Source organism: Streptomyces sp. NPDC006743 (genome assembly GCF_040703815.1).
Taxonomy (GTDB): domain Bacteria; phylum Actinomycetota; class Actinomycetes; order Streptomycetales; family Streptomycetaceae; genus Streptomyces.
Window position 1 is genome coordinate 1 of record NZ_JBEYJA010000083.1, and the last position, 19,698, is coordinate 19,698.

Consider the following 19,698-nt stretch of genomic DNA (forward strand, 5'->3'; position numbering starts at 1 on the left):
ATCCGCATATCTCACACACCATGGGATACAGGCATCACTCCGGGTCCCTCACAGACTTCATGAAGGTTCACCCCGACGAGCCGAAATCAGTAACGTGGATGCGCGCACGACGCCAACGCCCCGGCCAGCACGCACGCGATTCGTTCGGGAGGACGGCTTGTACGACAACGACGAGATAGGCGTGTTCCTGGGCCTGGACGTCGGCAAGACGAACCATCACGGGCACGGACTCACCTCGGCCGGCAAGAAGGTCTTCGACAAGCAGCTGCCCAACACCGAACCCAGACTGCGAAAGGTCTTCACCAGGCTGAAGACCAAGTTCGGCACCCTGCTGGTGATCGTCGACCAGCCGGCCTCCGTCGGAGCCCTGCCGCTCACGGTCGCCCGGGACACTGACTGCCAGGTCGCCTACCTGCCCGGACTGGCCATGCACCGGATCGCCGGCCTGTATCCGGGCGAGGCGAAGACCGAAGCCCCCGACGCGAGGCCGAGACGGCCGCCAGTCCTACCGCCCACAGCAGCAGGACCAGGGTCCCCGCCAGGACCAGCAGGCGATACGTCCACTGACGCCGCGCCGCCGGGGACCGCAACCACGCCTTCAACCGCGATCGCCCCGCCCGGGAACGGAGCAGGGATCTCCACACCGAGCCGGGTGCGGAAGCGGCCGTGCTGCGCCGCCGTCAGCACCGGCCCGGTCAGCGCCACGGCCGCGAGCGGCACGAACACCGCGAGCAGGATCGCGTCCACCGAGACCGGGACGAAGAGCATCCAGGGCAGCCCCACGACAGGCAGCACACCGAGCTGGATCAGAACACCGGACGCGAGGAACGCGACCGGTCGCCCGACTCCCCGGAACGGCTTGCGGATCACGTGCCTCAGACGGGCGCATACAGTCATGAGGGAAACGTAGGCCCCGAGGTCAGGGGCGGTCCATCACGCAGGTGTCCGGTTCGGGGGTGCAACTGGTGCCACCCGGGGACGGCCCTCTCCATGACTGACTCCGGCCTGGCGCGCGGCGAGGCTGGAAGCCGTGAAGGAGAGCCTGGAACGCGAGGTGCCCAGGCCCACCTGCTCAACGAGTTCGAGGTGTACTACGACGGACATCGGCCGCACCGCACCTTGCACAGGGCGGCACCGATTCTGCCGGCCCCGGAACCGATCACCGACCCGGGCCGACTCCATTACCTCGACGTCCGCCGACGTGATCGACTCGGCGGCATCCTCCACGAACGCACATGCCGCGTGACATGCGAAGACGTAATAACCGGCACTCGCATTTCCTCCTGCCGGCGGTCGGTCCGGGCGGCGTGGGTGACCAGCCAGGTTGACTCGCCGAAGACCGGCGCAGCGAAGGCGGCCCCTCGCGGAGGTCCGCGGGCCGCCACGTGAGCTCGCCGAGGCTGATCAAGCCATACACCTGCCGTGTCAGTGCTTCCCGTGTACTTCGAAGGCGGAGAGCGCCGCCCCGTTCCAGGCTGTGTTGTGCGTGATCACCAGACGTATGAACCGTGCCGTGCAGTCGGTCCGGAGAACGACCTCGTTCATGAGGTCCGGGGTGAAGTGGCAGGGCGCAGGTGGAAGGACGGGCCTGAGGCCGAACTGTGTGCGGCCGGCTTCGACCGCCACCGTCTCAGTACGTGGGTCCCAGGTCTCGGGTGTCCGTAGCACGATGCGTGTCAGTGGTACCGGCTCCTCCAAGTCGACTTGCAGCCATTGCGGGAACCCCAAACCGTCGCTCTGCCACCAGGTCGTGGGGGTGCCGTCGACAGTGGCTTCGGGCGGGAAGCCGCCCATGGCCGTGCTCGCCTGCACAGGTCGTCCCAGTGCCCTGTCTCCGGCAGGGTCGAATCCGACGCCGGCCAGGTCGATATGGAGCGGGCTGCGGGGAGCGTCCGTGTGCACGGTCAGCACGCCGATGCGGCGACCTGTGGTGGACGGGGAGAACACCGCACCGAAGGAGGCGGTCGCTCCGGGCGGGATGACGCGCGGCTCTGTCGGCTGGGCAGTGAAGTCACCGGTGGCCTCGATCTCGTGCACGTGAACCGGCAGGGGCCCGGGGTTCTCGATCTGGATGCTCCTGGGCCCGGCGGTGGCCTGGGGGTTTGTGGCCGGGAAGTCCAGGCGGGTTGCTGAGACGCGTAGGGAACCGTCGGAGGGAAGGTCACGGCGCTCGTCGGTCCAGCCTTCGTTGCCCGGGCCGAGCCGGAGTTCGAACTCCGCCGCCGGGCGGTGCACCCCGGTGATGCCCAGGCGCGAGGCGCTGACCCGGGCGCAGTGCGCCGAGCCGCTCGACTGCAGTTGGAGTGCGCAGGTACCCGCGCCGTCGATGGCCATGCCGTCGAGGTGCACGCCGTCGATCCGTGAGCCGCTCAACTGCACGGCCGCGTAAGCACTGTCCTGGAGAACGTTGGACCGGACTGTGATCTCCGCGGTCATGGGCGCATCGTCGGCGAGCAGCCACAGGGCACCGACGCCGGCCCGGTACTTCGGGTGACCAGAGCCGGTCCGGGTCAGACGGTTGCCCTCGATCAGGATCTGTCCGGCCAGGTGCGTCGCACCGTAGCGGTTGGCCACGTGGATGCCGCCGCCTTCGGTGACCGAATCGGTCAGCACGTTCCGCGTGATGCGTTGGTCGTGCCCGCCGTACACCGCGATGTGATTGCCCAGCAGGGGCAACAGGACGGTGTTGGAGTCGATGGTGACGTCGTGGTTCGGCAGTTCGTCGGACCACAGGGCGATGCCGTCGTCGCCGGTATTGTGGAGACGGCAGCCGGTCACGGTGACCTGCGAGACACCGCGGTGCAGGTTGATGCCGTCGGCCGTGGTGTTCATGATGCGTACGTCACGGATGGTCAGGCCCTCGAAAGGGCCGTCGAGCCAGATGCCGCATTTGGTGTGGGCGATCCACAGGTCCTCGAGCACAGAACCACCACCTGGCGCGCCCCCGATACCGTTGAGCTGGGCCGAGTCGTCCCGCCCGGTGACGTCCCCGAAGATTGCGATCCCGGAGATGTGCACCTTGCTGCCGGGGTGGGGCGCACGGGGGGTGCAGAGGCCGACACCCGCACCGCGCAACGCGGTGTACCAGGGACCGGCGCCGCGCACTGCGACCCGGTCCAGAATGAGGTGACCGGTCACCGTGTAATCGCCCGGTGGCAGCCAGACGACGCGCCCCGCAGCGCTACCGGCATCGACGGCGGACTGCAGAGACGAGGTCGAGTCGAGCACACCGGTGGGGTCGGCTCCGAAGTCGAGGGCGGACAGGGCGTTCTCGGGCGGCGGTGCGGGCCCGCCGGACTCCTCGAAGCACGCCACGTCGATGACGACGGGAACGTCCGCACCCGCGGCGGGCCGCAGCCGCACGCGGGTCCCCGGCGCACAGGTACGCCCGAGAAGGAGGTGCGCGTCGTCGTAGAAGTGGTGTGCCCGGCCGGCCGTGGGGTCGTTCGTGAACGGATAGGCACCGTAGTACCAGGAGTAGCGAGACGTCAGTGTCAGCCGATGGCGTTCCGCTCTGTCGAGCTCGACCACGAGGACCGAGGTGCGGCCGCCGCCGCCCGCGGCATCTGGTAGCGAGTAGCGCACGGTCAGCGCGTCCGCGGGCTCCGTGAGCAGGAACTCGACGTACTCGCCGTGACCGGACAGTTCCACCCCCGTGCGGGCGATCGATTCTGCGACCAGTCGGCTGCGCGCTCCGTCGGCGTGGACGAGCGTCCCGTTGGTCCGGGCGTCCGCGGCGCGGTGCACGGCTGGCTCCGCCGCAGCAGAGAGAGGCTTTCGTTCGGTCATGCGTGCAAGCTCCTCTCCACCCACCGGCCGGCCAGCAGCAAGCCGGCCGTGGCAAGGGCGAGCAGATAGGCACAGGGAACGGCCATGGCCCAGAAGTCCGTCCCGAGCGCGAGCTGGCGAATCAGATCGACGGCCTGGGTCAGGGGCGTGCACTCGGCGAGCGATTCGAGACCCGCGGGGTAGTCCTCGGTCGGTACGAACGTACCGGAGAACACGAACATCGTGAACGTCACCAGGTTCACGCGGTCGAACTGGTGGGTGCCCCGCAGGAGGAGCGCCAGGGCGAGACCTAGGGCCGAGAAGGCCGCGCTCACCAGGAGCGAGGCGATGAACAGCAAGGGTGCGCGCCCGGGTTCGAGCAGGCCGAGAGTGCACAGGAAGGCGAGGAAGGACAGAGCGTGCACGGCGCCCTTGGCCACCGACCATAGTGCCTCGCCGCACACGGTCTCGGTGGAGGTCACCGGTGTGCAGGCGGTGGCGTCGTGCACCTTCGTCATCCGCAGCCGGGTGAAGAACGTGAACGTCGATTCCGACACCGCGCCGTTCATCAGCGAGGCGGCGAGCATGGCCGGAGCGACGAACGCGGCGTAGCCGACGGTCTGTCCGCCGACGGACAGATCACCGATCAGAGTGCCGACTCCCAAGCCGACCGCGCCCAGGTAAAAGACGGGCTCGAACAAGCCCGACAACAGGACCCAGACCGAGGAGGCGCGGCGAGCCGCCTCAACGTTGCGCAGGAACACGGCGTTGACGTGGGCGAGGTGGATCCTTCGCCTTGGCCGTCCAGCAGGACCGGTGAGAGCAGTGGATGCGGTCACGATTCCTCCTAGTCCGCCAGGCGTCGGTCGAAAGCCCGGCGGGCGAGAGCGGTGCCGATGACCGTCCAGGTGGCGAGGCACAGGAGATGCACGACCGCTTCCCTGGCCGTGCCCGTGCCGAGCAGCAGCATCCGGGAGAGGCCGGCGGCGTGCACCAGAGGCAGCGCCTGAGTCAGGGCGTGGGGCAGCGCAGGGAGCACGTCTAGCGGGAAGTAGATGCCGCTGAACATCGCCATGGGCACGATGCCGAGACGGAACAGCACGTCGAACATGCCGGCGTGGCGGATCGTGGCGCTGAACGTCATCACCGGGGCGGCGATCGAAAGGGCGAACACCGGCAGCAGGGGGACGATCCCGAGAGCGGTCCATCTGTGCCCGACGCCGAACGCCTCGATGACGAGAAGGAAGCCCACTCCGCCGAGTGTCGCACGGGCGACGACGGCTGCCAGATGACCGGTCAAGATCTCGGCCGGCTGGGCCGGAGTGAGCCGCATGGCGTGGTAGATGCGGCTCCATTCGAATCCGCCGAACACCGCCCAGGCTGACTCGGCCGCTCCGATCTGAACGACCGACGCGGCCAGCAGTCCGGTACCGACGTAGGAGAAGTAGGGCGCCCCCAGAGCCTGGCCGGGGCCCACATGCCTGCCGACAGACCAGCCGATGCCGACCAGCAGACACAGCGGCAGCAGAAAGGAGTTGAACACCGAGTCACGCCAGGTGTGCCGGTACCTGGTGAGCAGGTGCGCGCCGACGGCCACCGCCAGGGACGTCATGAATCCACCAGCGTCCGGCCGGTCAGGTGCAGAAAGACGTCCTCGAGGCTGCTTCGGCGCACCAGGACGCTGTGCACGTCGATGCCCCGGCGGTGCACCGCCGCTGCCGCTGCCTCCCCGTCGTCGGCGTAGAGCAACGCCCGGTCGGCGAGCAACTCCATGCGCAGCCCGAGGCCGGCCAGCTCAATCTCGGGGAACACGTCTTGGCGCAGACGCAGTTCGACGACCTCTTTGGTGCAGTGCTGGGCGATCAGCCTGCCAGGTGTGCCGGTGGCGACGACACGGCCGCCGTCCACGACGACCAGCCAGTCGCACAGCTGCTCCACCTCGTCCATGTAGTGCGTGGTGAGGATCTGTGTCACGCCACGTCGGCGGAGCTGGTCGAGCCGCTCCCACAGCAGGTGGCGTGCCTGGGGGTCGAGTCCGGTGGTGGGCTCATCGAGGAGCATCAGTTCCGGCTCGTTGATCATGGCGCGAGCGATGCTCAGACGCCTCTTCATCCCACCGGAGAGCGAGTCGACGCGGTCGTCGGCCCGGTCTGTGAGTCGGACGAAGTCGAGGAGCTCGCCGACGCGAGCGGCGGCGGTGGCACGCGGAATGCGGAAGTAGCGCGCGAACACCGTCAGGTTCTGCCGGAGCGTCAGTTCAGGATCCAGTGTGTCCTGCTGGGGACAGACCCCGATCCGCGCACGGATCGCGGGACCGTGCGTGGCCGCGTCCAGACCGAACAGGCGTAGCGAACCCGCCGTCGGCTTGGACACACAGCTGATCATCCGCATCGTGGAGGACTTGCCGGCCCCGTTGGGCCCGAGCAGTCCGAAGACCTGGCCCGGCCGGACCTCGAATGCGACACCGTCCACCGCCGTGTGGTCGCCGTATCGCTTCACCAGCGCTTCGGCCCTCACGAGCGGCTCCTGTTCCGGCATGTCTGGCGTCCCTCTCTACGTCTTCGTCGCTGTGCGCAGCCCCCGGGCGCCGGCCCGAACGGTACGGGGCCGGCACCGTACGGCCTTTCCTAGGTGGTGTAGTGCTGAAGCAGGCTGGTGCCGGGTGGGACGATCCGGTCGATCTCCGCCTCGCTTCCCGGAGGCAGAGGAGTGTCGATGCCCTCCAGATAGGTGGCGAGCTGGTCGCTGGTCCGCGCGCCGATCAGGACGGTGCTCACCAGCGGTCGCGACGCCAGCCAGCCGAGGGCAAGCTGCGGCAGTGTCAGGCCATGGGTGTCCGCCACGGCGCCGAGTTCGGACGCGGCGCCAATCCCGGCGCGCAACCGCTGACGGTGCTCGTCTCCCCAGCGCAGCAGCCGCCCGTCGGCCCGCGGATGTGCGTACTTGCCCGTGAGTAGTCCTTCGCCGAGCGGACTCCACGCGGTCAGCCGCATGTCCCAGAAGCGCAGCGAGTCCGCTGCCGCGCTTTCCACCGTGCGTTCCAGAAGGGAGTAGGGCGCCTGGTCCAGCACTGCAGGAGGCAAGGACCGTGCCCGCAGAGCGTGTTGCATCCGATCGATCTGAGGGCCGCGGAAGGTGCTGGTCGCCACCTGACGGACCTTGCCGGCATTGATGAGGTCGCCGAGCGCGGAAGCGGTGTCATCCTCGGCCACCGACGGATCGGGGCGGTGCAGATGGAGCAGGTCGATACAGTCGGTGCCGAGCCTTCGCAGACAGCCGTCGACCGCACGGTGCACGGCTTGAGCGGACAGCCCGCGGTCCCTTGCGTCCGGCCCGAAGGGCGCGAACACCTTGGTGCCGATACAAACTTCGTCGCGGATTCCCTTCAGGAACGCTCCGACGATCCGCTCGGATTCGCCGGACGCGTAGTTGTTGGCGGTGTCGAAGTAGGTGATGCCGTGGTCCAGCGCCTGCTTCATCAGGGCTCGTGCCTCGTCGGCGGGGGTTTCCCACCCGAAGAGCCACGCCCCCAGGCCGAGGCGGCCCAGGTGCGGGGCCGGCGGGCGCACCTGTGCCGTGTCCGGCGCGGATCGGCCGTTCACGGGCCCACCGCCGAAACCACGGGGTCGATGTCGACCGGGATGCCGCGGCCGCGTCCGGACCGTTCGGCGGCGACACCCGCGAGGGAGATGTTGAGGGACAGTTCGAGGCCGATGTCCGGCGTTCCGTGCGCCAGTTCCCGGGCGAAGCGGCGCAGCATGAGCCGCTCCGGTTCAAACCCCATGCCCCACAGGTCGTCGTAGACGGCGGCGGGGTCCACCGGCTCGCTGCGCCATCCGCCCTGGGCCTGCTCGCTGCCGGCACGGTCGAAAACGCGCAATGGTCCTTCCCAGGTACCCTGCGGATCGCTCTCCACGGACCACTCGTCGGCCACTATCGTCCAGCGCGTCAGCGGACGCGGCGTCAGACCGCTGTTGGCGGTGAAGAACACCGCACCACGGTCAGTCTCGACGAGAGCGCTGGGCATCAGCGCACCCTGGGCCCTGCTGACCCGGCCGAGCGGGTCGAGAGCGATCACGCGCCTGGCGCGCTGCCCGGTCGCGTACAGCAGCGGTCCGAGGCCGTGCGTGATGTACCGCGCCATGGCGTAGTCGTCGCGCCAGCCACCCGGGACGAGCCCCGTGTCCATCTCCAGGTAGTGCCCCTCACCACCGAGGACGAGGGGCGGAGCCGCCTCCGACCCCAGCTCCATCACGTCGATGAGTCGCTTCATCGACTGCACGGCCGGTAGATAGCAGAACGACTCGGCCATCGCCGCGGGCCGCCCGGAGCGGGTAGCGGCTTCGGCGACCGCCTCCGCCTGTTCCCGGCTCTCGACCATCGGACACTCCACCAGCACCGCCAAACCGTGATCCAGTACGGCCACCGCGTCCCGTGCGTGGCGCTGCGGCGGTGTCGCGACCACGGCGAAGTCCGCCGTCATGGTTCTGAGTGCCTCTGCCGCATCGGTGTGCACGGGAACCTGCGGGAACTCCGTGCGGAAGGCGGCGGCCGCGACGGGTGACGGTTCCAGCACCCCCACCAGGGACACATCGGGGTGGCCGGACAGAGCCCGCGCCAGTACGGTGCCGCGCGGGCCCGCGCCGATGACGAGGCAGGTCTGTTTCTCGGTACTCATACCGTGGCCTCCTTCCGGGACGGACCGTCGATCACTGTGAGATGCCGTTCGAGCATGGCTTTGAACGAGCTCCGCCAGTTGGTGCGGAAGTCGTGCTCGTCGCGGGCCCGGGTCCAGGCCGCGCGGCTCATCGCCTCTCTGTCGCCACGCGGCAGTTCTACGACGGCCGTCAGCAGGGCCGCGGCGGCGGCCGTGTCGCGACCGGCCGCCACGAGACCGTTCACGCCGTGCTCGACGAGTTCCGGGTAGACCCCGGTGGGGAGCACCGCGAGCACGAGGCCGCGACCGTTGTTCATCAGTGCGGCCTCGATGGGGGTGACCGAGGCGGCTTCGCGCTCCGACAGGAACGCGGCACACAGTGTCCTGGGCCACTGGCACAGCGCGGTGAGGACCTCGTCGTCCTGACCGTGGAGCAGTACGGCTGGGGATCCGGAGCGACGCGCGTGCTCTTCCAGATCCGGATACGGGCGTGGGTTGAGGATCACCGGAACCAGGCGGTCCTCGGTCAGGCGCGCCGCGTCCACCAGCTTGTGGAACCCCTTCTCCGCCACGCCGCGCCCCCAACTGACCACCAGATCACGGTCGGTGGGGATCCCGAGCTGCTCCAGGAGCGCGCCGTTCGACGGTCCCGGCCGGAACTTGGCGGCGTCGGTAGGCACACCGGCGCGCGCGTACAGGGTCTTGTCGTCAGGTATGCCGTAGACCTGCTGGTACTGACGACGCATCCAGTGCGACTCCCAGCCGATGGACACACGCGGATCGGAACGGGCCAGGTTGCCCATGACGGAGTCGGCGTACGTCTCGGGAAGTTCGGCATCTCCGCCAGGTCGCAGGACGGGGTTGTGCGTCATGTGGACGTAGCTGGCGGCAAGCCCGAACTGATCGGCCGCCCGTATGATGAAGCGCGCGGCCATGGCGAACATGCTCATCCCGGAGACGACCAGCAGGGAGTCGGCCCCGCCTGCGACGGTCAGGGCAGCCTGCCCCGCGGCCGCGCCGAGCGCGACGCAGTGTTCGAAGTGGTCCACCTCCCAGCTGTGGGCCCGGGGGTCGGCCAGCGGATGGTAGCGGACAGAGCCCTGGTGGACGTAGCGCTCGAGGGCCTGCGCGAAACGTTGTTCGTCCAGACCCGCGCAGTTTGCGCGTTCGGCGACATGCCACTCCACCTGGATCCCGCGCTTGCCCGCGAGGGCGGCGACGTCGTCACGGGCGTCGAGGATGTTGTGGATGTACCGGGCGACACCACCGTCCACCTGGCGGAAGCCCTCGTTAGTGAGGAGCAGGACGGCCAGCCGATGCTCAGGCATCGAGCACCTTGAAAGACGCGTCGAAGCCGTGCCGGTACAGGAAGGCCACCACGAGCCGATTCATGCCGATGCCGCAGCAGCCGCTCCACAGTTCCTGGCCGTCGGCCGTGATGCGGAAGCTCTCGGTCTGGTGGGTGCCCTCGGCCGAACAGCCGGAAATCTCCCGGAGGTCGAACCGCTCGTCGAAGTGGTCGGCCCAACCCGGCCGGGCACGGTCGGGCCGGTGGCTGCTGAGCGGCACCTCGATGTCTTGCACGGGCACTTCGTCGGGGGTCTGCGCATCGTCTTGGGCCTGGACGAGGGAGGGGATCTCCATGCAGCCCTCGGCGGCTACCACCTGCCAGCTGAGGCCCCAGCCCGTGAGTAGCTCGGTGAGCGTGCGGCGCACTTCGCCGCGGGTGGCACGGACCTGCTCCCGGGTGCCGAAGAAGACGTGCTCGACCCGCAGGAACTCACGGGCCTTGATGGGACCATCCAGTTCGGCGCTGAACTCGTTGCGCCAGGTCCAGCCGCCGAGGGTCTCCACTATGCGCAAAGGCAGCTCGTCCGGCGGCAGTTGGCGGCCGCGCATCAGGTGGTAGAGGCTGATGCACTGGACCGGGTCGAGGACCTGATCGCCGGACGCTCCTGCCGGCACCAGGAGTTCGGGCGCGTACTGGCTCAGCCGAAAGTTGTCCAGGGCCTCCCGCGGGATCAGGCGGGGGAAGAGCCACTCCTCGAAGCCGTTGGCATAGGCACGGTCGAGTATCTCGCTCTGCAGGCGTCGCAACACACGCACCCAGGGGGCCCGGTACACGTACTGGCCCTCTGCGAACTCTTCGATCCACTTGCGGTCCAGCGCCTCCGCCACGACGTCACCGCCGTAGAGGTCGCCGAATTCGGACTGGTCGAGAATGGTGCCGAGCTTCATCGGGGGTCTCCTTGGACGAAGGCGGACAGTGCCCGTGCCGATCCGCCTCGGTGCGGCGATGTCTCAGCACGGTGTCGGCGGCGTCGACGAGGTCCGCGGCGTAGTGCAGTCCGGGAACCATGCTGGGCCGTGGCGGAATACGAGGGGTGAGCAGTATCGCCGTGCAACCGACACCGATGCCCGCCTGGGCGTCTGTGGGGCGGTCGCCGACGACGTAGCTGTCGGAGAGGTCGACGGACAGCTGTCCGGCGGCCTGGCGCAGGAGCCCACCGGCGGGTTTGCGGCAGGCGCAGCGCTGGCACGCCGTGTGCGGGCACACGAAGACGCCGTCCAGCGGGCCGAGTCGGTGATGCATCCGCTCCAGTGCGGCGCGGTCGACCAGGCCACGGGACAGGTCGGGTTGGTTGGTGACGAGGCTGATCAGCGCACCTGCCGCGCGAAGCCGCCCGAAGCATTCCTGTACGCCGGGCAAGGCCGCCCACTCTCGCTCGTGGCGCGCGGATGTACGCCGACCGGCCCGCCATACCTGGGCGTTCAGGGTGCCGTCCCGGTCGAAGAACACGCACCAAGGTCGATGTGACGCAGACGCGTTCAGCCGCTCCACGGGTCCACCGACCTCCACCCCGGCGGAGTTGGCACGCGAGTGCGCCGCTCGGTGCCGGTGAGCCGCATGAGCAGGGGGCGCCTCGGCTGGACCCCCTTGAAGAGGTCCGGCTCGGTGAAAGCCGGGTGTTCCACCATCAGCACGGTGCAATGCGCTGCAGCCACGGCTTCGGCGAGCGTCGTGGCCCGGTGGATCTCGCCGAGATCCACCTGCTCGGCGATCGGGTCGTACGCGGTCACCGACGCGCCTTGAGTGGTCAGCTCCCGGCCCAGCCGCAGCGCCGGGGAGTCGCGCAGAGTGGACACGCCGGGCTTGTAGGTCAGCCCCAGCAGGCAGACGGTCCGGCCGCCCACACCCTCGAGTTCTCGGTCCAGTCTGGCCAGAGGGGCGAGGGCATGGACCGCGTTGGAGTGTGCGATCGCGCGGAACAGACCGTCGCGGCCGATCGGCCGACCCTGCTCCATGAGCGCGCGGACATCGCGGTGCAGGGTCGCGCCGGCATAGGCCTCTCCGGGCCGCAGCGGGGCCCTGTCGGCAACCCGGTCGTCCGCGCGCAGGCCGTCGAGGACGGTGACCGGGTCCGCACCGAGACTTCCGGCGATGGTCCCCAGATCGTTGGCAAGCGTGATGCAGAGTGCGAGATAGGCGTTGGTGCCATGCTTGACCAGTTCGGCCTCGGCCAGGGTCATACGCAGCTCGTTGACGGACGCGATCAGGTCAAGCAACTCGCTTACTGGACCCGGAAGTTCAGGTGCGTTGCAGCCTACGACGGTTCGGGCTGGCCGCAGGAAATCAGAGAGGGCTCGGCCCAGTCGGAGGTTCTCCGGCAGGTGGACGAGGTCGGCGCTGTCGGCCGGCAGGCCCGTGTCGCTGAGAGCGGCGTCACAGGTGCCCGCGCGCAGCTGGCTCAGGGCGACCACCGGGCCGCCGCGGTCGGGGTGGGCGAGTAGCTCGCGCAGCGCGGTCGGCGGTCGGGGATCGGTGAGGGTCCCGTCGACGGCCGTCGCGGTGTCGTGAGCGACGAGGGTCAACACCGCCTTGCGCAGGACCTCGGCTGTCCGCTCCTCGTTCAGGACAGGGCGCAAGGCCCCCGCACCGTGCGCGGCGGTGAGGGACTGGGCGACTTCGGGCTCACCGGCGCAGCGCTCCCCACGAGCGAAGGTGTCGAAGGCTTCGTCGGCCGCTGCGTCCAAGGCGTCGGGCCGTACATGGACGGCGTACCCGAGCCGGAGGAGACCGGCGGCGGTGACGGACGCCAGATGCCAGTCGCCGACGAGCAGGACGTCAGGCACGCTCGGTTTCTCCGATCTGGCGTCGTACAGCCTCCCGGATCGCGTCCTCGGACTCGCAAGAGCTGCGCCAGCCCAGTGCATGGGCCCTAGACAGGTCGAACTCCACGATGGGTACGTCGCCGGGCCAGCCTCGTTCGCCGCCGCCGTACACGATCTCTGCGTCCAGGCCCAGTTCCTCGAGGACGATCTCGGCGATCCGGGTGACGGTGACGGTCTCGGCCGAGCCGAGGTTGGCGACGAGGAGGTCGGTCTTGGCAGCGGCGGGCAGGTCGACGATCCCGCGTGCGCAGTCCTCGGCGAGGAAGTAGTTCTTACGCTGCCGCCCATCGCCCAGGATGTCCAGACGACGCGGATTCTTGCGCAACTTGCTGAGGAAGTCGTAGATGACGCCATGGTTCATTCGCCCGCCCACCACATTGCCAAAGCGGAAGATGCCGGCGCGGAAGTCGTAGAGGTGGCAGTACGAGGAGATGAGTGCCTCTGCGCCGAGCTTCGCGGCGCCGTACACCGAGATCGGCAGCATCGGGCCGTGGTGCTCGGCGGTCGGGCGTCGGGTGACCTCGCCGTAGACCGTCGAGGAGGAAGAAAAGACGATCTGCCGCACGTTGGCCCTGCGCATGGCCTCCAGCACGGAGCGGGTGGCGAGGACCGACTGCTCGACGTCGACCCAGTTGTCCTCCAGGCCGATGCGCATGTCGACGCTGGCGGCGAGATGGATGACCCGCTCCACCCCGTCCGCCAGGACATCCGCCAGGCGATCGGTGTCCAGTACGTCGAGCTTGTGGACGTGCGCGGCGCCGCTGTGCTCGTGGTCCTGAACCCAGCGGCGTGTGCTGTTGGAGAAGTTGTCGACCACGGTGACGGGAGCGTTGCCCCTCGCGATCAGATGGTCGACCACGTGGCTTCCGATGAAGCCGGCGCCGCCGGTGACCAAGGTGCGCGCCGCGGTCATCGGGTTCCTCCGTCGGTCAGGGCGAGGCACAGGGCGTGCGCCACGAGCAGATGGACCGATTCGATGCCGGGAGTGGCGAGCGGTTCGTGGCGCAGCGGGACGTTGATGTGGACATCCGCCAGGTCGGACGTGGCTCCGCCGTCGAAGCCGGTCACGGCGATCACCATGGCGCCCTGCTTGCGGGCGTACGCGGCCAGTTCGACCAGGCCGCGCGAGACGGAGGCGTCGCGGGCGCCGCCGTGGACGGAGAACAGAACGACGGCGTCCTGCGCGCCGGGGTGGCTGGGCAGCCAGGGCTCGGCCAGGTGGGCGAGGGCCAGCCCCGGGTCATCGTCGTTGGTCCAGGCGGTGTGACAGGCGATGTTGTCCAGGAGCGCGACGGACCGCAGGTGCGGCTGTTGGGGGGAGCGGGTGAACTTGGTCAGATCTGCCGCGAAGTGGGAGGCGGTCGAACTGGACCCGCCGAGCCCGGCGGACAGGACGATGCCACGGGTGGCGCGGCATTCTGCGAGCACTCGGACGGCGGCGTCCAGGGCGGCTGTGTCGAGGTCCGCCGTGACGGCTGCAGCCGCGTCGCGCAGCGCCGTGATGCTGGCCAGACTCATCGGTTCTCCTTGCTGACGGGGGTCCAGCGACCCGCTTCAATGGAGCGGTAGGCGGCCTCGACGACGCTGAGAGCACGTCGGCCGGACGGATCGGGGTCTGGGGCGGGGTGCTGCGCGACCAGCTCGCGGAAGTGGGTCCACTCGGCGGCCCAGGACCGGTCAGGGCCTCGGAAGCGCGTGATCTGCGCACCGAAGGGCCCGTCGTCACGTTTCTCGACCGTCAGGGTCTGTTCGCCGTACGAACCAGTGAGTCCGTCGATACGAACGGTCGCGCGCTCGAAGGTCACTTCGAACAGGAAGCGGTTGTGCCACTGGCTCAGGCTGCTGCGCATCATCGCCACCTGGCCCGCGGCCGAGCGGAGCATCACATGGGCGTCGTCCTCGATGCCCGGGGGCAGTCCGAACGAGTGTTGCGTGTGGGCGATCACGTCATGGACCGGCCACAACAGAGCGTCCACCAGGTCCACCAGATGAATGCCCTGCTCCATCAGCTGCCCGCCCGAGACGACTGCCGGGTCGGCGCGCCATTCGTCGCCGTATCCGGCGCGGAAGCCGTATCCGTACACGCCCAGGGCGGAAAGGGGCCTGCCGTGTTCGCCGGCGGAGATGCTACGCGCAAGGGTGCGGACAGCGGGATGGAAGCGGTGGTTGAACCCGCAGTGCAGAACCCTGCCGTGAGCCTGTGCCGCGGCCTCCATACGTGCCGCCTCGTCACTGGTGCGGGCCAGTGGCTTCTCGCACAGCACGTGCTTGCCGGCGGCCAGTGCGGTGACCGTCGCGGCGAGGTGGGTGTCGGGAGGTGTAGCGACGATGACCGCGTCCAGCTCGGTGTGGGCGAGCAGTTCCTCCCAGCGGCCGAAGACCTTGGCCCCCACCGGCTCCGCATGGGCCCGTGCCTGGTCGAGGTCGGGTGCGGCGATGGCGGCCAGGGCGTCGTCCGGGCCCAGCGCCGGGATGCGTCGTCCGCACTGCAGGCCTGCTCCGATCATGCCGACGCGCATGGCTTGTCCTCCTGTCGACCGGGCTCACCGGTGCCTGTCGTGGAGACGAGGCCCTCCTGGGAGAGGCGCAAGGGGACGCGGATGAGCCCGAGGCGGTGCAGAAAGGCCTCGGCCAGGTCGAGGGCTGTGGGGTCGGCAGCGATGAGCAGGTGTCCCCCGCCTCCGGCGCCGATGAGTTTGAAGCCGTGAATGCCGGCGGCTGCGGAGCCCTGCTCGACACGGTGGCACACGGGATGATCCGCTGCCGGATTTGCGGCGGTCTTCCGCGCCCAGTGCGCGCGCAGGACGGCACCGACCGTTTGGATGTCGCCACTGAGGAAGGCCTGTTCGGTCCGTGCGGCGGCATCCAAGGCCTGACGGTGCTGGTCGGGGGTAACGCGCGGTGCTTCGGCCAGAACGCGGGAGGCGTCGCGGGTACCGGGAACGCGGTACAGCAGTAGTCCGTTGTGGATGAGCTGCGTCAATGCGGTGGACAGGCCGGAGCTGGGGGACGTGGTGGCTGATCCGTCTGCCGCGAAACGCATGCGCTGCACGCCGCCCAGGGCAGCCGCCCAGGCGTCCTGCTGGCCGATTGTGCGACCTAGAACCTCGCGCTCCAGCCGGAATGCGAGCGCCGCGATCTTCCGCGGGTGCAGGCGACTGCCGCTCCACTGCAGGAGTGCGTCGATGAGCGCCACGCAGTAGGCCCCGGAGCCGCCGAGCCCCGAACCGGGCGGCACGGGCGAGCCCACGGCGATGTGGGGGAGGCGGCTCAGATTGAGGGTGGCCGCCGCGGCAGCGTGGTACGGGTGGTGTGCGGACCCGTCCGCGGAGAGCAGGTAACTCCATTCGCTGCCCTGGGCCTCGAGTGCGGCCGCCGCGCGATCCGGCTCGTCGGCCACACAGACGTGCACCCGGTGGGTGAGGGTCGCAGCCACCACGACGGTCGGTCCGAGGCGATAGTACTCGGGCAGGTCGCTGCCCCCGCCGGCGATGCTGATACGCATCGGCGCGGAGCTGTGAACCGTGGTCATTGAGACGGCCTCTCGACTCGGCCGGGCAGGAGGGCCTGCGGCGTCAGGGGGTCGGCGAGGGCGGCGCAGGCGGCTCGCCAGCGCTCAGGGGTGCCGATCTCGACGATCGGCTCGTCACAGCTCCACTGCGCGAGCTCTCCGCGCTCGGCGAGGGACCCGAAGAAGGGGCCGTCGAGATCACCGGCGTGGCGGGCGAGGGCGTCACGTCTCAGGAACCGGATCCCGCGGTCGATGTAGGGGGCGGCGACCGTCTTGTCGTACCGGGTGACCCAGGGGCCCTGGATGCTGACGTTGCCCTGGTCGCGGGAGCGTGCCTCGGTGGCGACACTCATCACGGCAGCCGCGCCCGTCTCGTGCAGCACACGGAACAGGTGAAGCCATAACTCGGCTCGCTCGGGCGGTAGTACGTCGCCCAGGACGAGGAGGAACTCGTCCGCCAAGTGATCGATGGCCTTGCGCAGGGCCCCGATGGGGCCCGCTGGTGCGGATTCGACGAAGACCGTCGGGCGAAGGGCGGCCCACGAGGTGCGCCTCCCGTGGTTTGACGGGGGCCGGCGCCGGCACCAGGTCTCGGCGAACTCCTGCACCGATTGACCCGCGTGGCCGGCGAGGAGGAGGACGTCGTCGACCGGCGGGTTGACCACCCGGTCTAGAACATGCCCCAGAAAGGGAATGCCTGCGACAGGGATCATGCATTTCTGCCCAGGCCCGCTGACCGACGTCATACGGGTGCCGAGCCCTCCGCAGAGGACGACCACCTGACTCATCGCCGGGCCTCCGGTCGTGAGAGCTCTGCCGTCAGGGCCGCGATGACGGCCTTCACATCCTCGTCGGACATCGCGGGGAAGATCGGCAGGGACAGCAGCCGCGGGTACGCGGCGTCGGCGACAGGGAACGACACACGGGCGGAGGGAAGCTCGTCGCGGTAGTAGCTGAATTGGTGCAGCGGCTTGAAGTGGACGCTGGTACCGATGCCGCGTGCACGCAGCTGCGACGCCAGCGCGTCACGGTCGGTGCCTTCGGGTAACTGGACCACGAACAGATACCAGGACGATGAGTCTCCCGGGGTGTCCACCGGGGGCAGGAGCAGCCCGGGCAGGCCGGCCAGCTCCGCGATGTACCGTTCGGCGATCATCCTTCGGCGCTCCCGCAGCGCGTCGGAGCGTTCGAGCTGGCAGCGGAGCATGGCTGCGGCGACATCCGGCATGTTGTATTTCAGGCCCGGTGCGACCACGTCGTAGTGGGGTGAGCGTTCTCCGCGATGCCGGGCGAACGCATCGCGGTCGATGCCGTGCGCACCGAGGATCCGGGCCCGGTCGGCCAGGTCCGCGCGATGGAAGACCAGGAGCCCGCCCTCGGCGCTGGTGAGCGGCTTGGTGACGAAGAACGAGAACGCCGCCGCGTCGGCGAGTCGACCGGGCGACACCCCGTCACGCTGGGCGGGCAGTGCGTGGGCGGAGTCCTCGATCAGCGCCAGGCCGTGCTCGTCGCACACTCGGCGGAGCGCTCCGACGTCTGCCATACGACCTGCGAAGTGTACGGCCATCACCGCTCGGGTGCGGGGCGTGATATGCCGTCGTACCTCTTCCACATCGATGGTGAGCCGGTGCGGCTCGACATCGACCAGGACGGGTGTGGCGTGCGCGTGCACGACGGTAGCCGCGGAGGCCGTGAAGGTGTTCGTGGGCACGATCACCTCGTCGCCTTCCCCCACCCCGAGCGCAAGGAGCGCAAGGTGCAGCGCGGCTGTACCGGAGTTGAGCAGCAGAGCCTGCTCCACACCGAGGTACCGGGTGAAGCGACTCTCGGTGTCACGCACCACCGCGCCGGTACCGATCCAGCCGCTGCGCAGCACCTCGGTGACAGCAGCGATCTCCTCCCCGTCGATGAGCGGGGCGGCGAAGGGCACCCGGGTCGTCTGATCGCTCACGCGTCCAGCCCGGCGGCATCGTTCGCGAACTGGCGAGCCATTTCCACGCTCCGCGGACTGACGAGCCACTTGTCGAGGACGGCCGGGGGCACGGTCACGATGTCGCAGGGGGAGTCGAGCGCCGCAGTGACGTCGTCGGGCTCCCGGATGCTCCCGATGACCAGTTTCGTCGTGGAGCCGGTCGAACTCCTGCGGGTCGCGACGGCCTGCACCACCGCAGCCGGATCCTCCCCAGCGTCACGGGTGCGGCACCAGAGAATGCTCAGATACTCCGGTCCGAGCGACAGGGCCGCGTAGAGCTCTGCGCGCGAGGTGCAGACCGTGATGTTGACCTGGACCCCGGCTTCCCGCACACGCCGGATGAGTGCGGCCCTGCTTCGTCCCTGGGAGGTGACGAAAGGGATCTTGACTCGGATCCGTGGGTCGATGGCGGCTAGTGCGATGGCCTGAAGGAAGGCCTGCTCATCGACTTCGGAGAGGACTTGGGCATGCACCTCGTCGGGCCCGCAGGCCAAGATCTGCCGGACCGTGGCGGTTACCGACGTGGCTCCGCACCTGGCCAGGATGGTCGAGTTGGTGGTGACGCCGGAGACGATCCCTGTTCCCCGCCAGTCGGCGCAGTCCGTGGCTGTGGCTGAGTCCAAGTACAGCAAATTCCCCACCCTGTCAGATCAAATGTACTGACTGGATGAGCAAAATAGCGACAGAACATTGGAAGAACAAGACCTCTCGCGGCACAGGTTGAGATTATCCGTACTCTTCAGTCGATTTGCTCGTGTATCGCTAAGACCGACATGTTGCACGGCAACTTGCCCTAATTGAATGACTTTTGGATGTGTACTCTTTTGTGTACACGTCGCGGGTTTGAGGTGATGTGCCCCGGCGCGCTGAGAGATGGGTGGACCGTCGAAAACTTGCAAGTCTCTGTAAGGTGCCTTCGGAACCTCGGGACTTCAGGCGGGTGGCTTCGGTGGATATTGCAGACCTTTTCGACGTGCTGGACGCTCTGCACTCCGCCGACACACCGTGCTGGGTCGCCGGAGGGTGGGGGGTGGATGTGCTGGTGGGACGGCACACGCGTGAACACCGAGATGTCGACCTGGCCTTGGATGCGACCCGGGAGGAAGCGGCCCTCGAGGCCCTGGCCTCGCTCGGCTACCGGATGGAGACGGACCAGCGGCCGGCGCGTGCGGAACTCGCCGCCGACGGCAGCCGCTGGGTGGACCTGCACCCGGTCGTCTTCGACGCAGAGGGAGTAGGGCGGCAGGCCGACCTGCAGGGCGGGTGCTTCCTCTATCCGCGCGGGGCTTTCACCATCGGCCGCTTGGAGGGACGCGTCATCCCGTGCCTGTCAGCTTCCCAGCAACTCACCTTCCGCAAGGGCTACGTGTTGCGGGACGTGGATCACCACGACATCGCGCTGCTCCAAGGCCTGAACGAGTCCCCCACGGCTCGCTGAAGACCTACCGGTGATTTGCTGAGCTTGAAAGCGTGTTGTCGGTCAGTCGGAGGCCGTGTCAGGGGGACGGTGAGGCAGCGTGTTGTTACTGAGGTTGAACTCGTGGTGTCGTAGGGGCTGACGGGCGCCAGTCCTCTGCGATATCACCGGGGCATGCGGTATCCACAAGGGGGCGGTCT

The 19,698-nt window shown here is 68.8% G+C and carries 19 protein-coding genes and 1 pseudogene; 2 read left to right on the forward strand and 18 right to left on the reverse strand.

All coding sequences use genetic code 11. The features are described from left to right. Window positions 1-157: 157 nt before the first annotated feature. Window positions 158-484 (forward strand): annotated as a pseudogene (locus ABZ719_RS35150) (IS110 family transposase); the annotation flags it as partial. On the opposite strand, the gene ABZ719_RS35155 reads toward ABZ719_RS35150, so the two are convergent. The 18 genes from ABZ719_RS35155 to ABZ719_RS35240 all read right to left on the reverse strand — a co-directional run bounded on the left by ABZ719_RS35155 (window position 409) and on the right by ABZ719_RS35240 (window position 18,704). Continuing rightward, the gene (locus ABZ719_RS35155; RefSeq protein ID WP_366729247.1) at window positions 409-870 is read right to left on the reverse strand and encodes a hypothetical protein; all 462 of its coding nucleotides are present in this window, start codon (window positions 868-870) and stop codon (window positions 409-411) included. The pseudogene ABZ719_RS35150 and the gene ABZ719_RS35155 overlap by 76 nt on opposite strands. 555 nt (window positions 871-1,425) lie before the next feature. Then, on the reverse strand, window positions 1,426-3,789 hold the full coding sequence (locus ABZ719_RS35160; RefSeq protein WP_366729229.1) for a glycosyl hydrolase family 28-related protein: 2,364 nt from the start codon (window positions 3,787-3,789) through the stop codon (window positions 1,426-1,428). Then, the gene (locus tag ABZ719_RS35165; protein WP_366729230.1) at window positions 3,786-4,607 is read right to left on the reverse strand and encodes an ABC transporter permease; all 822 of its coding nucleotides are present in this window, start codon (window positions 4,605-4,607) and stop codon (window positions 3,786-3,788) included. The genes ABZ719_RS35160 and ABZ719_RS35165 overlap by 4 nt, the downstream gene beginning before the upstream one ends. Before the next feature lie 8 nt (window positions 4,608-4,615). Further along, window positions 4,616-5,380 (reverse strand): ABC transporter permease, encoded by a 765-nt coding sequence (locus tag ABZ719_RS35170; protein WP_366729231.1) that lies wholly within the window; start codon window positions 5,378-5,380, stop codon window positions 4,616-4,618. Continuing rightward, window positions 5,377-6,285, reverse strand: a complete 909-nt coding sequence (locus tag ABZ719_RS35175; protein ID WP_366729232.1) for an ABC transporter ATP-binding protein — start codon at window positions 6,283-6,285, stop codon at window positions 5,377-5,379. The genes ABZ719_RS35170 and ABZ719_RS35175 overlap by 4 nt, the downstream gene beginning before the upstream one ends. A 110-nt stretch (window positions 6,286-6,395) precedes the next feature. Further along, on the reverse strand, window positions 6,396-7,370 hold the full coding sequence (locus ABZ719_RS35180) for an aldo/keto reductase (protein ID WP_366729233.1): 975 nt from the start codon (window positions 7,368-7,370) through the stop codon (window positions 6,396-6,398). Beyond that, window positions 7,367-8,446, reverse strand: coding sequence for a Gfo/Idh/MocA family oxidoreductase (locus tag ABZ719_RS35185; protein WP_366729234.1), 1,080 nt, complete (start codon window positions 8,444-8,446; stop codon window positions 7,367-7,369). The genes ABZ719_RS35180 and ABZ719_RS35185 overlap by 4 nt, the downstream gene beginning before the upstream one ends. Beyond that, window positions 8,443-9,753: a glycosyltransferase gene (locus ABZ719_RS35190; protein ID WP_366729235.1), complete on the reverse strand. Its 1,311-nt coding sequence runs from the start codon at window positions 9,751-9,753 to the stop codon at window positions 8,443-8,445. The genes ABZ719_RS35185 and ABZ719_RS35190 overlap by 4 nt, the downstream gene beginning before the upstream one ends. Beyond that, entirely contained in the window at window positions 9,746-10,663 is a 918-nt protein-coding gene (locus ABZ719_RS35195; protein WP_366729236.1) for an aminoacyl--tRNA ligase-related protein, read from the reverse strand. The genes ABZ719_RS35190 and ABZ719_RS35195 overlap by 8 nt, the downstream gene beginning before the upstream one ends. Further along, window positions 10,608-11,225, reverse strand: coding sequence for an HAD-IIIA family hydrolase (locus ABZ719_RS35200; RefSeq protein WP_366729237.1), 618 nt, complete (start codon window positions 11,223-11,225; stop codon window positions 10,608-10,610). The genes ABZ719_RS35195 and ABZ719_RS35200 overlap by 56 nt, the downstream gene beginning before the upstream one ends. Window positions 11,226-11,254: 29 nt before the next feature. Continuing rightward, window positions 11,255-12,559 (reverse strand): UDP binding domain-containing protein, encoded by a 1,305-nt coding sequence (locus ABZ719_RS35205; protein ID WP_366729238.1) that lies wholly within the window; start codon window positions 12,557-12,559, stop codon window positions 11,255-11,257. Then, window positions 12,552-13,511, reverse strand: coding sequence for an NAD-dependent epimerase/dehydratase family protein (locus ABZ719_RS35210; protein WP_366729239.1), 960 nt, complete (start codon window positions 13,509-13,511; stop codon window positions 12,552-12,554). Before ABZ719_RS35210 ends, ABZ719_RS35205 begins: the two co-directional genes overlap by 8 nt. Beyond that, the gene (locus tag ABZ719_RS35215; protein ID WP_366729240.1) at window positions 13,508-14,116 is read right to left on the reverse strand and encodes an SIS domain-containing protein; all 609 of its coding nucleotides are present in this window, start codon (window positions 14,114-14,116) and stop codon (window positions 13,508-13,510) included. Before ABZ719_RS35215 ends, ABZ719_RS35210 begins: the two co-directional genes overlap by 4 nt. Beyond that, a complete protein-coding gene (locus ABZ719_RS35220; protein ID WP_366729241.1) occupies window positions 14,113-15,117 on the reverse strand; it encodes a Gfo/Idh/MocA family oxidoreductase in 1,005 nt (334 codons plus the stop codon). Before ABZ719_RS35220 ends, ABZ719_RS35215 begins: the two co-directional genes overlap by 4 nt. Beyond that, on the reverse strand, window positions 15,102-16,103 hold the full coding sequence (locus tag ABZ719_RS35225) for a hypothetical protein (protein WP_366729242.1): 1,002 nt from the start codon (window positions 16,101-16,103) through the stop codon (window positions 15,102-15,104). The genes ABZ719_RS35220 and ABZ719_RS35225 overlap by 16 nt, the downstream gene beginning before the upstream one ends. A gap of 23 nt (window positions 16,104-16,126) precedes the next feature. Beyond that, on the reverse strand, window positions 16,127-16,897 hold the full coding sequence (locus tag ABZ719_RS35230; RefSeq protein ID WP_366729243.1) for an NTP transferase domain-containing protein: 771 nt from the start codon (window positions 16,895-16,897) through the stop codon (window positions 16,127-16,129). Further along, window positions 16,894-18,060: a DegT/DnrJ/EryC1/StrS aminotransferase family protein gene (locus ABZ719_RS35235; protein ID WP_366729244.1), complete on the reverse strand. Its 1,167-nt coding sequence runs from the start codon at window positions 18,058-18,060 to the stop codon at window positions 16,894-16,896. Before ABZ719_RS35235 ends, ABZ719_RS35230 begins: the two co-directional genes overlap by 4 nt. Further along, window positions 18,057-18,704 (reverse strand): transaldolase family protein, encoded by a 648-nt coding sequence (locus ABZ719_RS35240; protein WP_366729245.1) that lies wholly within the window; start codon window positions 18,702-18,704, stop codon window positions 18,057-18,059. The genes ABZ719_RS35235 and ABZ719_RS35240 overlap by 4 nt, the downstream gene beginning before the upstream one ends. Before the next feature lie 326 nt (window positions 18,705-19,030). Between ABZ719_RS35240 and ABZ719_RS35245 the strand changes: the two genes are divergently transcribed. Then, complete coding sequence (locus tag ABZ719_RS35245; protein WP_366729246.1) at window positions 19,031-19,519, forward strand: hypothetical protein; 489 nt, start codon at window positions 19,031-19,033, stop codon at window positions 19,517-19,519. The last annotated feature ends 179 nt before the right edge of the window (window positions 19,520-19,698 follow it).